The following is a 13,976-nucleotide window of genomic DNA, read 5'->3' as shown; positions in this document are numbered from 1 at the left end:
ATCTGACTGATACCGGCTACATACATCTGAGTGATCAGATCACTTTTTAATACCCATCGTTTCTTTCAACCAGGCTTTAAATTCTTCGCCCAGAGAATTGTGACGGATACCATATTCAACGAAAGCCTGCATATAACCCAGTTTATTACCGCAATCGTGGCTCTTGCCTTTCATGTGGTAGGCTTCAACGGTCTCTTTCTCGATGAGCATATCGATGCCATCGGTGAGCTGGATTTCGTCACCTGCTCCTGGAGGGGTTTTAGCCAGCAGCGGCCAAATCTCTGCGCTCAGCACATAGCGACCCACCACGGCGAGATTAGATGGCGCAACGTCTGCTTTTGGCTTCTCGACCACGCCAACCATCGGCACGCTTTCACCTGGTTTTAGCTCAACGCCTTTGCAGTCAACAACACCGTAAGCCGTCACATCTGCAACGGGCTCTACCATGATTTGGCTGCTGCCCGTTTCGTCAAAGCGTTTAATCATCTCAGCGAGGTTATCCTGAGAGAGGTCAGATTCGAACTCGTCAAGAATCACGTCTGGCAGAATAACAGCGACAGGTTCGTTACCCACAACCGGATGCGCGCACAGCACCGCATGGCCCAGGCCTTTAGCCAGCCCCTGACGCACCTGCATGATGGTAACGTGCGGAGGACAAATAGATTGCACCTCTTCCAGCAGTTGACGTTTGACGCGTTTTTCCAGCATGGCTTCAAGTTCAAAACTGGTATCGAAATGGTTTTCGATAGAGTTTTTAGACGAATGCGTTACCAGTACAATTTCCGTAATACCGGCGGCAATACACTCATTAACAACATACTGGATTAAAGGCTTATCGACCAACGGCAGCATTTCTTTCGGAATGGCCTTAGTAGCCGGTAGCATCCTGGTTCCCAATCCCGCCACTGGGATAACGGCCTTTGTAACTTTCGAATTTAGGGCAGCCATTGAAATCTCCTGAACTGTTCAAGTTTTGAACTTTATGCAATAAATAACGCATTCAGTATATCAGCCTCGCAATGTGATCCGGGTCTGAAAAGGGCGCGTTACCGATTAATTAGGATAAATACGTATCAAACTGGCAACGATAGTAGCACTGCCAGTAAAACGAAGATAAAGCTATCTGAAGAATAAAATTTAACTGCTTATTCCGTGGACAACATTAAGCGCAAACGCCCGCCTGCGCCCCAAATTTGACACTGCCATGATGAACAGCGATGGCTTATTTGGTTCAAATATGTCGTCCCCATGGTGCCTAACGGCACGCCATTACTGACCTGGATATTATGCTCACCGGTATTAAGCGTGGCGTTAAGGCCCGCGGAGACCAGGATAAGGTTTTTCAACTCGCTATGGTAATAACCGACTAACAGCGGAAACTGTCCCGGTAAATTGGCCTGGCGGAAAAGATGGTTAACTTGTTTAAGCAGCGTCCCTAATTCAGGAAGCCGTTGTCCCTGATGAGAGAGTTGCTCCTGCAAGAGACCATTAAAAAGTGCCCGCAATAATAATGCTGCTAATACCCCGTTATCACCGGCCCGTGTCACATCCAGGCAATAAAAGGCGAGATCGGTATCAGAGAGCGGTGCGATATCGAGCACCAATCCAGGCTGATCGGCGGCAACCAACTGACGGTAATTAACGCGACAATGGGATATATTTTGCTGAACAGGCGGCTGAAGCTCTTGTAATAATTTCGCGGCGGCATGCGGATTACTGACCAACGCATCCCAGTCCTGGAAAAGACGCTCCTCTTCTTCTACGCGAGAATTAAACATATTCGGATAAAGGCAAGCGAACACGGTTTCGCGCAATCTGTTCAGATCTTTAACGGGTTTGAGCAGCACATCTTGTACGCCGAGGCGCAGCGCTTTCGCGATATCAGCCATGTTTTCAGTCGCCGAGATAACCAGGATCGGGGTTTGAACACCTTCATTGCGTAAATGCTCAACCAGCTTCAGGCCATTCATACGCGGCATGGCGATATCGCAAATCATCAGATCCGGGGTCATATCGGCTAATTTTTCCAGGGCATCCAGGCCATCAGTAGCCAGTGTCGTGGTCGCGCCTAAAGAGGATAACCAGGAATCCAACAGCGAACGGAAAACGGGCTCGTCTTCAACTATTAAAATGTGTTTTCCGGTCAATGGCTGTGTCATGTTCTCTCCCCTGCCTGACAATAGGTAAATAGTGGCATGCTATTGCGCCTATCGCCTGTCAGAATTTGCTGAAGTCATCAAAATACGGGTGCTCATACGGTTGTGCGCACCAAAGGTAGTAACTCATCTATTTTCTTTTCGACGGCTAACGCACCGGCGGCGATGGCAGCGTCGGCGCGATGAAAATCGAGCGTGGAAATTTGCGGACAGAACGGCTGGATCAGAATGTCCGGCGGATCGCCCGCCATGCGATTTCGCTTCAGTCGATTTTCAAGCACCTGGATTGACGTCGTCATTATCTCCATCGCCGTCGGCGCCGAGACAGTCTTACGTGCGGCCATTCGCCCTAAGCGCTCGCGCAGGCGCTCATGCCAGACCAGTTTATCGATATCCGGTTCTTCGCTCTGCACATTTATGGGCATTAAATCTTGCTGCATCAGATGGGCGTCATGCTGTAAATCCACGGCAATCACGATATCTGCGCCCATCGCCCGCGTCAGAGAGATGGGAACCGGATTGACGACACCCCCATCGACCAGCCAGTAACCGTTATGCGGAACTGGCGCCATCAAACCCGGCATACTGCACGACGCGCGCACGGCAAGGTGGAGATCACCCTCGGTGAACCAGAGCTCTCTGCCCGTACTGAGATTGGTTGCCACTGCGCCGAACGGCATTTGGCAATGACTGAAATTATCGAGTGGCATGATTTCGCGAAAGCGATTAAAGACGCGCTCACCGCGCAGGAGTCCGCCCCGCTGCCACGAGAGATCCATAAGACGCAAAACATCCCAGTAGCTGAAAGAACGTACCCACGATTCCAGCTCTGGCATTTTATCGCACGCGTAGGCGGCTCCGACCAACGAACCAATGGAGCAGCCTGCAACAAGATCAACGTCAATACCGATTCGTTTTAATGCGTTAATCACGCCAATATGTGACCAGCCTCGCGCTGCGCCTGAGCCTAACGCCAGACCTATTTTTACTTTTCTCATTAGCCCTGCTTCACTTCCCCTGAATTCCCGGCGTAGCATCATCGCTACCGCTCAGTTAACATAGTGCCGCCCAGGCGTTAAGACGCCATTACTTTATTGTTCCAGGAAGAGCATTGTGACTCAACTCTGTCCCTGTGGTAGCGCCCTCGAGTATAGCCTATGTTGCCAGCGATATCTTTCTGGCGACCAGCTTGCTCCGGACCCGTCACACCTTATGCGCTCCAGATACACAGCTTTTGTGATCAAAGACGCAGACTATCTGATCAAAACCTGGCATCCGTCCTGCCAGGCCGCTGATTTTCGCCAGGAGATCGTTTCGGGATTCGCCAACACGCAATGGCAGGGTCTCACGATTTACGAAACATCAATGGGTCAAACAGCGAAAGAAGGTTTTGTCAGTTTTGTCGCCCGTTTCATTGAACATGACAAACCGGGTGCCATCATTGAACGCTCGCGGTTCATTCTTGAGGGCGGACAATGGTACTATATTGATGGTACTCGTCCGCAATTTAGTCGTAATGACGCCTGCCCTTGCGGTTCAGGTAAAAAATTTAAAAAGTGTTGCGGGCAATAATGCCTGACCACCAATAACACGCAAACACTCAACAGGATTTCCTCGCGATGCAATCACTACAACGCAAAGTACTGCGTACCATTTGCCCTGATCAGAAGGGTTTAATCGCTCGTATCACCAACATTTGCTATAAGCACGAATTAAACATCGTGCAGAACAATGAGTTTGTTGATCACCGCACCGGCCGCTTCTTTATGCGCACCGAGCTGGAAGGGATCTTCAACGACACGACCCTGCTCGCCGACCTTGATGGCGCATTGCCAGAAGGTTCTGTTCGCGAGCTGACCCCTTCCGGGCGTCGTCGGGTCGTGATTCTCGTCACCAAAGAAGCGCATTGCCTGGGCGATCTGTTAATGAAAGCCAACTACGGTGGTCTTGACGTGGAGATTGCAGCGGTCATCGGCAATCACGATACGCTGCGCACGCTGGTTGAACGTTTTGATATTCCGTTCGAGCTGGTGAGCCATGAAGGCCACACGCGAGAAGAACACGACGATCTAATGGCTCAGGCCATTGAAGCGCACGATCCGGATTACGTTGTGCTGGCGAAATACATGCGCGTGCTGACGCCGTCGTTTGTCTCTCGTTTTCCGAACAAAATTATCAACATTCACCACTCATTCTTGCCTGCCTTTATTGGTGCGCGCCCTTATCACCAGGCGTACGAGCGTGGCGTGAAGATCGTGGGTGCCACCGCCCACTACGTCAATGACAATCTGGATGAAGGTCCAATCATCATGCAGGACGTCATTCACGTGGATCATACCTACACGGCGGAAGATATGATGCGTGCAGGTCGCGACGTTGAGAAGAACGTGTTGAGTCGTGCGCTCTATCAGGTGCTGGCGCAGCGCGTCTTTGTTTACGGCAACCGAACGATTATTCTTTAATCCTTCATGAAATGAATTGATTAGCTTTGCACCTTTACGAATAAAAAGCAGCCAACTGATTCATTTTAAAGAAAGGAATGCTTTACAGGGGCGCGTCATTTGATATGATGCGCCCCGCTTCCAACAGGAAGCAGGCCAGTAAAAGCATTACCCCGTGGTGGGGTTCCCGAGCGGCCAAAGGGAGCAGACTGTAAATCTGCCGTCATCGACTTCGAAGGTTCGAATCCTTCCCCCACCACCATCTCTCAGCTTAACTTCAAAATATGAATTACCCCTGGTGGGGTTCCCGAGCGGCCAAAGGGAGCAGACTGTAAATCTGCCGTCATCGACTTCGAAGGTTCGAATCCTTCCCCCACCACCATCTTCGCAAATATCACCTCAATCAAATCGTACAGCTGCGCTGCATATCCTGCCCCAGCGGGAAGGATGAGAAACTTCGACCAAGGTTCGATTCGAGCGCAGCGAGAAAGCGTTGCCGCAGGCAACGACCCGAAGGGCGAAGCGCATCGCGCTCAGTCATCCTTCTCCCACCACCCTCTTCGCAAATATCAACACAATCAAATCGAACAGCTGTGCTGCATATTCTGCCCCTACGGGAAGGATGAGAAGCTTCGACCAAGGTTCGATTCGAGCGCAGCGAGAAAGCGTTTTGCTAACGTCCAGGCATAAAAAAACCCCGCCGAAGCAGGGTTTGTTCTTCTACACATTCACAGAATGATTAGCGACGTGCGCGCACAATCTGATATTTACGTGTCAGATATTCGACCGGCACACTCCAGATGTGAACCAGGCGTGAGAACGGGAACAACACGAACAGCGTCATACCCAACACCAGGTGCATGCGGAAGATAAACGCCACGCCGTCGAGGTGTGCGGATGCGCCACCGTGGAAGGTCACGACAGACTGCGCCCAGCCAACCAGCTTCATCATTTCACTGCCGTCCATATGTTGTGCAGAGAACGGAATGGTCAGCAGACCCAACGTACACTGGATAACCAGCACCGACATCACCAGAATATCTGCCGTGGTCGTCGTCGCGCGAATGCGAGGACTAAAGAGGCGACGTTTCAGCAGCAGCAGGCCGCCAATCAGGCACATTAAGCCCGCAGCGCCGCCGCCAAACATTGCCATCTTCTGTTTCACTTCCAGCGGCAGCCATGCTTCATACATCCAGTGTGGCGTCAGCATCCCAAAGGCATGACCGGCGATCACGCCGAGAATACCAATGTGGAACAGGTTGGACGCCAGGTTCATCCCTTTGCGATCCAGCATCTGACTGGAGCCCGCGCGCCAGGTATATTGGCCGTAGTCGTAACGCAGCCAGCTCCCGACCAGGAACACCGTACCCGCGATATACGGATAGATATCGAAGAAGAACATATTCAGGAATTGCATTATTGCTGTCCTCCGTTAGAGATATTCAAATATTGCGGGGCAACAGCTCCGGCAAAACGGCGCTGGTGATTCGAGATTTCCGACTCGCCGCAATTCTGGTCAGCAAAGAATTTCACCTGCTCTTCTTCCCATACCGCATCCAGGGCCTGAGGGGTATCATCGCGCGCTTCATCCGCGATTTTCTCCGCCACTTTTTCGCTGTCGATAGCCGTATTCGCCAGTTTTACCAGCAGATCAAACAGCACCGCATAGCGACTTTCACGCTGTTGCAGACGCGCGCTGAGCAACGCCAGAATCGGCGCGATATCCTGTAAACCGCCCAGCGCCTCTGTCTGCGGCAACTGCGCCAGATACTCCAGATACAGCGGCAGATGGTCCGGCAGTTCGCGACTGTCGATCTGCAGACCGTGCTCCTCATACTGGGCCATCAGATCAACCATTGCCTGACCACGGTCACGGGATTCACCGTGAACATGCTCGAACAACAGCAGCGACGTGGCGCGGCCACGATCGAACAGCTGACTGTAATCAGATTGCGCATCCAGAAGATCCTGCGCGAGCAAATCGCGCAGGAAAACGCCCAGGTTCTGGGCATCCTCTTTATCCAGGGTTTCCGATGACGCGAGTGCATCAAAGAGTTCCTGCTGATGCTCCTGCAGAGCTGCATCAGGGTACTCAAGCAGACGCGAAACAATGACGAGTTCAATCATTGGTGCGGCTCCGTTTTGCTGGTCACATCCATCGCATCAATACGACGGCTGTTGAACAGGTTGAATTTGGTGTCTGAACCGTGGCAACCGTCGCCGAAGGTAAATCCACAGCCGCTTTTTTCCGGGAAGGCTTCACGCGCCAGCTCACGGTGACTGCTTGGGACCACGAAACGATCTTCGTAGTTAGCAATCGCCAGATAGCGGTACATTTCCTGCGCCTGTGCTTCGCTCAGACCCACCTCTTCCAGCGCACTGGTATCAATCACGCCATCCACCGTTTCGGCACGCTTGAAGTGACGCATCGCCAGCATGCGTTTCAGCGCCAACAGTACCGGCTGGGTATCGCCTGCCGTCAGCAGATTGGCGAGGTATTGCACCGGAATACGCAGGCTTTCAACATCCGGCAGAATCCCGTTGCTCCCCAGTTCACCCGCATCAGCCGCAGACTGAATCGGAGACAAAGGCGGCACATACCAGACCATCGGCAGCGTGCGATATTCCGGGTGCAACGGCAGAGCCAGCTTCCAGTCCATCGCCATTTTGTACACCGGCGATTTCTGCGCCGCGTCGATCACACTTTGCGGAATTCCGTCTTCCAGCGCCTGAGCAATCACTTTCGGATCGTTCGGATCGAGGAACACGTCCAGCTGGCGCTGATACAGATCTTTTTCATGCTCGGTGCTTGCCGCGTTCTCAATCGCGTCTGCGTCATACAGCAGCACGCCAAGGTAACGAATACGGCCTACGCAGCTTTCTGAGCAAACGGTCGGCATACCCGCTTCAATACGCGGATAGCAGAAAATGCACTTCTCAGATTTGCCGCTCTTCCAGTTGAAGTAGATTTTTTTGTACGGGCAGCCGGTGATGCACATACGCCAGCCGCGGCATTTGTCCTGGTCGATCAGCACGATGCCATCTTCTTCACGCTTATAGATAGCGCCGCTCGGGCACGTCGCCACACACGCCGGGTTCAGGCAGTGCTCGCACAGACGCGGCAGATACATCATGAAGGTGTTTTCGAACTGGCCGTACATCGCCTTCTGCATGTTTTCGAAGTTCTGATCTTTCGACAGCTTTTCAAACTCGCCGCCCAGATCGTCTTCCCAGTTCGGGCCTTTTTCGATCTTCGCCATACGCTGGCCGGTGATCAGCGAGCGCGGACGGGCAATCGGCTGATGCTTGCCTTCCGCGGCGTTATGCAGATTCTGGTAGTCAAAATCAAACGGTTCGTAGTAATCATCGATGCCCGGCAGATGCGGGTTGGCGAAGATTTTACCCAGCAGCAGCGCTTTGTTACCCATGCGCGGCACCAGTTTGCCGTTGATTTTGCGGATCCAGCCACCCTTCCATTTTTCCTGGTTTTCCCAGTCGGTCGGGAAGCCTGTACCCGGTTTGGTCTCAACGTTGTTGAACCAGGCGTACTCCGTCCCTTCGCGGCTGGTCCAGACGTTTTTACAGGTGACTGAGCAGGTATGACAGCCGATGCATTTATCGAGGTTCAGCACCATGCCGACTTGTGAACGAATTTTCATTTTACGCTCTCCTGTACCTGGTCATTACCTTCACCGTCTAACCAGTCAATATTTTTCATTTTACGCACCACTACAAACTCATCGCGGTTCGAGCCGACGGTGCCGTAGTAGTTAAAGCTGTACGCCAACTGCGCATAGCCGCCGATCATATGGGTCGGTTTAGGCGTGATACGCGTTACCGAGTTATGAATGCCGCCGCGCTGCTGGGTAATTTCAGAACCCGGCAGGTTCACGATACGTTCCTGGGCGTGATACATCATGGTCATCCCGGCCGGCACACGCTGGCTGACGACAGCACGCGCGGTCAACGCACCGTTGCTGTTGAACACTTCGATCCAGTCGTTATCCACAATCCCCAGCTCTTTCGCGTCCACGTCGCTCATCCACACAATCGGACCACCACGCCCCAGCGTCAGCATCAACAGGTTGTCGCTGTACGTGGAGTGAATGCCCCATTTCTGGTGCGGCGTCAGGAAGTTCAGCGCTTTTTCCGGATAACCGTTGGATTTCGCGCCCATGACTGCGGCTACCGAACGGGTGTCAATCGGCGGACGGTAAACCAGCAGGCTTTCACCAAAGTCGCGCATCCACTGATGATCCTGATACAGCGACTGACGGCCCGTCAGGGTACGCCATGGGATCAGTTCGTGAACGTTGGTATAACCGGCGTTATAGGACACATGCTCATCTTCCAGGCCTGACCACGTCGGGCTGGAGATGATTTTGCGCGGTTGCGCCTGGATATCGCGGAAGCGAATTTTCTCGTCTTCTTTATTCAGCGCCAGATGGGTATGGTCGCGTCCGGTAAATTCGCTAAGTGCAGCCCAGGCTTTCACCGCCACCTGGCCGTTTGTTTCAGGTGCCAGCGTCAGAATCATTTCTGCTGCATCAATCGCCGTGTTCAGCATCGGCTGACCTTTGGCCGGGCCGTCCGCTTTGGTGTAATTGAGCTTACGCAGCAGATCCATTTCAGTCTGGGTATTCCAGGCGATCCCTTTCCCGCCGTTACCGATCTTATCCATCAGCGGACCGATGGAGGTAAAGCGTTCGTAGGTCGCCGGATAATCACGTTCAACCGGAATAATGTGCGGTGCGGTTTTGCCAGGAATCAGGTCGCATTCCCCTTTTTTCCAGTCCTTCACGTCCAGCGGCTGCGCCAGTTCGGCGGCAGAATCGTGCTGGATGGGCAGCGTCACAACATCTGTCTCCACGCCCAGATGACCGACACACACTTCAGAGAATTTCTTCGCGATATCTTTATAGATATCCCAGTCGCTTTTCGAATCCCATGCCGGGTCAACTGCGGCAGACAACGGGTGAATAAACGGATGCATATCCGAGGTATTCATGTCGTCTTTCTCATACCAGGTCGCGGTTGGCAGCACGATATCGGAGTACAGGCAGGTACTGGACAGACGGAAGTCCAGCGTCACCACCAGATCCAGCTTGCCGTCGAGACCATTGTCTTTCCACTCGACTTCTTCTGGCTTCACGCCGCCCTGTTTACCGAGGTCTTTGCCCTGAATACCGTGATCGGTACCGAGCAGATACTTCAGCATGTACTCATGGCCTTTACCGGACGATCCCAGCAGGTTCGAGCGCCAGATGAACAGGTTACGCGGATGGTTTTTACCGTTTTCTGGCTCTTCAGCCGCAAAACGAATCGAGCCGTCCTTCAGCGATTTGACGGTGTAATCCACCGGCGACATGCCCGCTTTTTTCGCTTCTTCCGCAATGCGCAGCGGGTTAGTTCCCAGCTGTGGCGCAGACGGCAGCCAGCCCATGCGTTCGGCACGCACGTTAAAGTCGATCAGATGACCGGTGTAGCGCGACTTATCCGCCATTGGCGACAGCAGTTCCTGCGCTGTGACGGTTTCGTAACGCCACTGGCTGGAGTGGTTATAGAAGTACGAGGTACTGTTCATGTGACGCGCCGGACGCTGCCAGTCAAGGCCAAACGCCAGCGGCTGCCAGCCGGTCTGCGGACGCAGTTTTTCCTGGCCAACATAGTGCGCCCAGCCGCCGCCGCTCTGGCCGATACAGCCGCAGAACACCAGCATATTGATCAGACCGCGATAGTTCATATCGAGGTGATACCAGTGGTTCAGACCGGCACCCACGATAATCATTGAGCGGCCGTGAGTCTTATCGGCATTTTCGGCAAACTCACGCGCGATGCGGGTGATCTGCGTGCGTGGTACACCGGTGATCTGCTCAGCCCATGCCGGGGTGTACGCTTTGATTTCGTCGTAGCTGGTTGCACAGTTTTCATCGTTCAGACCGCGCTCCAGGCCATAGTTGGCCAGGGTCAGATCGTAAACGGTGGTGACCAGCGCAGTCGAGCCATCGGCCAGTTGCAGACGCTTAACCGGCAGTTTGTGCAGCAGGATATTTTCCAGCGCCACTTTGTTGAAATGTTCGGTTCCGTCGCCACCAAAGTATGGGAAGCCCACTTCAGCGATATCATCCTGGCTACCCAGCATGCTCAGACGCAGATCGGTCTCTTCACCGGTAGTCGCGTTGCGTTGCTCCAGGTTCCACTTCCCTTTTTCACCCCAACGGAAACCGATAGAACCATTCGGTGCCACTAAATCGCCATCGTTGTTACAGGCGACCGTTTTCCATTCCGGGTTGTTTTCCTGGCCCAGCGCATCCACCAGATCGGCGGCGCGCAGCATACGGCCGGCTGCATAGTAGCCGTCGCGCTCTTCGAGCATCACCAGCATCGGCATGTCGGTATAGCGACGCACGTAGTCGGTAAAGTACTGGCTTGGATTATCGAGGTGGAACTCACGCAGCATGACGTGGCCCATCGCCAGCGCCATGGCGGAATCGGTGCCCTGTTTTGGTGCCAGCCACAGATCGCAAAGCTTGGCGATCTCAGCATAGTCAGGCGTAATGGCGACGGTTTTGGTGCCTTTGTAACGGACTTCGGTAAAGAAGTGCGCGTCAGGCGTACGGGTTTGCGGAACGTTTGAACCCCAGGCAAGGATGTAGCTGGAGTTGTACCAGTCAGCCGATTCAGGAACGTCCGTCTGTTCGCCCCAGGTCTGTGGAGACGCTGGCGGCAAGTCGCAGTACCAGTCGTAGAAGCTCAGACAGGTCCCGCCAATAAGGGACAGATAACGTGCGCCGGAGGCGTAGGACACCATCGACATCGCCGGAATTGGCGAGAAACCTGCCACGCGGTCCGGGCCGTAGGTTTTGACGGTATAGACGTTAGAGGCGGCAATCAGCTCGTTCACTTCCTGCCAGGATGAACGGACAAAGCCGCCGCGACCGCGTGCTTGCTTGAAGCTTTTCGCTTTGTCGGCGTCTTCGATAATAGAGGCCCAGGCATCCACCGGATCGCTGTGCTGAATTTTTGCTTCACGCCACATTTTCATCAGGCGTTTACGCATCAATGGGTATTTCAGGCGGTTAGCGCTGTACAGATACCAGGAATAGCTTGCGCCGCGAGGACAACCGCGCGGTTCGTGGTTTGGCATATCCGGACGCGTACGCGGATAGTCGGTCTGCTGCATTTCCCAGGTCACTAAGCCATTCTTGACGAAGATCTTCCAGCTACAGGAACCGGTGCAGTTTACACCGTGTGTAGAACGAACGACTTTGTCATGCTGCCAACGTTGACGGTATCCATCTTCCCAGTCCCGGTTTGTCTCCAGAACCTGGCCGTGCCCATCGGCAAACGTTTCGCCCTTCTGTTTGAAGTAGCGAAACCGGTCCAAAAATTTGCTCATCGGGTATCTCCTGTGTGGAGCCTGTGGCTCTCTAAATCGACATTGCTGATTTGCAGCGAAGGTAACGCCATGAAAGATGACGGGAATTGATAACGATCAAGGCGGACGGGGTTACTCACCCGCAGCGTTTTCCGCTATACCCCTAAAGCGGTATAAAATTTGATATTTTATTTATTTGATTTATAAGGTTTTTTATTATTTGCCGCACAAACAGAACGGATTTATTTAACATCTTAGGTATTAAGGAGTAGGCGTTTCTGCAAAGCGATGGCGATCACAGTGTTACATGAGGCTAAGCAGTAAAACCCACAACAGTATGTTGTAACTAAAAAGCGCACAAAAAAGAGCGCGGCACTGTGGCCGCGCAAACGGATAATCAAACTTACTTATTTTTCTTAGTATTACGGCCGTATACCAACCACGTAATGACGACGCAGGCGATATAGAATACGAGGAACACTTTCATCGCGCCGGCAGGAGAACCGGTCAAATCGAGAGAGATACCAAAGGCTTTCGGGATAAAGAAGCCGCCGATCGCGCCGATTGCAGAGATGAAGCCCAGCGCAGCCGCCGTGTCCGTTGCAGATTCGCGCATCGCTTGCTCTTCATTGCCACCCTGCGCTTTCACACGCTCCATTGTCATCTTACGGAAAATTACCGAAATCATCTGGAAGGTCGAGGCACTGCCCAGACCGGCCGTCAGGAACAGCACCATAAACACGGCGAAGAACGCGCCAAAATTACCGCCCTGCCCGTGGGTTGGCAGCGTCAGGAACAGCAGTCCGCAGAAAATAGCCATCAACACAAAGTTAACCAGCGTAACGCGCGTCCCGCCCAGACGGTCGGAAATCATCCCACCAGTTGAACGTGCCAGGGCACCAATGAACGGGCCGAAGAACGCATAATGCAGGATCTGTACATCCGGGAACTGGGTTTTCGACAGCATGGCGAAACCGGCAGAGAAGCCGATAAACGATCCGAACGTTGCCAGATAGAGCAGCGCCATAATCCACAGATGCGCGCGCTTCAGTACCGGCAGCTGTTCGCTCAGAGAGGCTTTAGACGCGGACAGGTCGTTCATGAAGAACCACGCCATCAGGGTCAATACCACCAGGAACGGTACCCAGATCCAGGCCGCATTCTGCAGATACAGCATTGAACCGTCCGGTTGTTCCGCACCGCCGCCGCCAAATACCGCGAAGATGGAGACAGAGATCGCCAATGGCGCAATCAGCTGCATAACGCTGACGCCCATGTTACCCATGCCGCCGTTAATACCGAGTGCACCACCCTGCTTCGCCTTCGGGAAGAAGAAGCTGATATTCGCCATACTGGACGCGAAGTTAGCCCCCGCAAAACCGCACAACAGCGCGATGGTCACGAAAACGCTAAACGGTGTAGAGGTGTCCTGCACCGCAAAACCGAGCCACACGCAAGGAATGATCATGATGCCGGTGCTGAATGCCGTCCAGCGACGGCCACCAAACAGCGGCACCATAAACGCGTAAGGCACACGCAGCAGCGCACCCGACAACGCAGGCAACGCCGTCAGCATAAACAGCTGATCGGTCGTAAATTTAAAACCGACTTTAGGTAAGTTCACCGCCACGGCACTAAACAGCATCCACACGCAAAACGCCAACAACAAACACGGAACAGAAATCCACAGATTACGACTTGCTATACGTTGCCCGCGCTGTTGCCAGAACACCGGATCTTCCGGACGCCAATCGCTAATAACAGCACCAGTATCCCTTACGGGGGCGGATGAGTGACTCATAGACACCTCTGATTATCAAAATGATGCTGCAAACTGTAGGGTTTTAAGCAGGCGGTAAGTTGATATAAATCAAAGGAAAAGGGGGCAGATTAGCGCGCAAAAAATCGTCATTACCCTAAGTGAGTAGGGTTTTTCGATAAAAAAGGTGTGGTTTTTCACGATGCTGACGACGTAAGTTCACCGCCTCCCCCCGACGATTA

At 53.2% G+C, this 13,976-nt stretch carries 10 protein-coding genes, 2 tRNA genes and 1 other RNA gene; 5 read left to right on the top strand and 8 right to left on the bottom strand.

The features are described 5' to 3' along the window. Positions 1-39: 39 nt before the first annotated feature. From galU to rssA, 3 genes are all read right to left on the bottom strand, one after another. Positions 40-948: a UTP--glucose-1-phosphate uridylyltransferase GalU gene (galU, locus tag AC0LWE_RS01180; RefSeq protein ID WP_202667859.1), complete on the bottom strand. Its 909-nt coding sequence runs from the start codon at positions 946-948 to the stop codon at positions 40-42. Positions 949-1,145: 197 nt separating this feature from the next. Beyond that, the gene (gene rssB, locus AC0LWE_RS01175) at positions 1,146-2,159 is read right to left on the bottom strand and encodes a two-component system response regulator RssB (protein WP_174343278.1); all 1,014 of its coding nucleotides are present in this window, start codon (positions 2,157-2,159) and stop codon (positions 1,146-1,148) included. A 92-nt stretch (positions 2,160-2,251) separates the two neighbouring features. Beyond that, positions 2,252-3,154 carry a patatin-like phospholipase RssA gene (rssA, locus tag AC0LWE_RS01170; RefSeq protein WP_174343279.1) on the bottom strand — a complete coding sequence of 301 codons (903 nt, stop codon included), beginning with the start codon at positions 3,152-3,154 and terminating at the stop codon, positions 2,252-2,254. Between the two features lie 115 nt (positions 3,155-3,269). Here rssA and AC0LWE_RS01165 point away from each other — a divergent pair, with 115 nt between their 5' ends. The 5 genes from AC0LWE_RS01165 (at position 3,270) to AC0LWE_RS01145 (ending at position 5,154) form a co-directional block, all read left to right on the top strand. Next, positions 3,270-3,728: a YchJ family protein gene (locus AC0LWE_RS01165; protein ID WP_131487217.1), complete on the top strand. Its 459-nt coding sequence runs from the start codon at positions 3,270-3,272 to the stop codon at positions 3,726-3,728. Between the two features lie 47 nt (positions 3,729-3,775). Then, positions 3,776-4,618, top strand: coding sequence for a formyltetrahydrofolate deformylase (purU, locus tag AC0LWE_RS01160; protein WP_012017694.1), 843 nt, complete (start codon positions 3,776-3,778; stop codon positions 4,616-4,618). A 156-nt stretch (positions 4,619-4,774) separates the two neighbouring features. Continuing rightward, positions 4,775-4,859 (top strand) — tRNA-Tyr (locus AC0LWE_RS01155). Positions 4,860-4,894: 35 nt separating this feature from the next. Beyond that, a tRNA-Tyr gene (locus AC0LWE_RS01150) sits at positions 4,895-4,979 on the top strand. 44 nt (positions 4,980-5,023) lie between these two features. After that, a non-coding RNA gene (locus AC0LWE_RS01145) (RtT sRNA) lies at positions 5,024-5,154 on the top strand. Positions 5,155-5,336: 182 nt separating this feature from the next. Here the strand turns inward: AC0LWE_RS01145 and narI are convergent. The 5 genes from narI to AC0LWE_RS01120 form a co-directional block, all read right to left on the bottom strand. Further along, positions 5,337-6,014 (bottom strand): respiratory nitrate reductase subunit gamma, encoded by a 678-nt coding sequence (narI, locus tag AC0LWE_RS01140; RefSeq protein WP_202667858.1) that lies wholly within the window; start codon positions 6,012-6,014, stop codon positions 5,337-5,339. After that, positions 6,014-6,724 (bottom strand): nitrate reductase molybdenum cofactor assembly chaperone, encoded by a 711-nt coding sequence (gene narJ, locus AC0LWE_RS01135; RefSeq protein WP_202667857.1) that lies wholly within the window; start codon positions 6,722-6,724, stop codon positions 6,014-6,016. The genes narI and narJ overlap by 1 nt, the downstream gene beginning before the upstream one ends. Continuing rightward, positions 6,721-8,256 (bottom strand): nitrate reductase subunit beta, encoded by a 1,536-nt coding sequence (gene narH / locus AC0LWE_RS01130; protein ID WP_202666064.1) that lies wholly within the window; start codon positions 8,254-8,256, stop codon positions 6,721-6,723. The genes narJ and narH overlap by 4 nt, the downstream gene beginning before the upstream one ends. Beyond that, complete coding sequence (locus AC0LWE_RS01125) at positions 8,253-11,996, bottom strand: nitrate reductase subunit alpha (protein ID WP_202667856.1); 3,744 nt, start codon at positions 11,994-11,996, stop codon at positions 8,253-8,255. The genes narH and AC0LWE_RS01125 overlap by 4 nt, the downstream gene beginning before the upstream one ends. 382 nt (positions 11,997-12,378) lie before the next feature. Continuing rightward, positions 12,379-13,776 (bottom strand): NarK family nitrate/nitrite MFS transporter, encoded by a 1,398-nt coding sequence (locus AC0LWE_RS01120; protein ID WP_131487213.1) that lies wholly within the window; start codon positions 13,774-13,776, stop codon positions 12,379-12,381. Positions 13,777-13,976 lie beyond the last annotated feature (200 nt).

It is taken from the genome of Lelliottia sp. RD5, from assembly GCF_056032945.1.
This window is presented reverse-complemented; position numbering and strand designations above follow the sequence as displayed.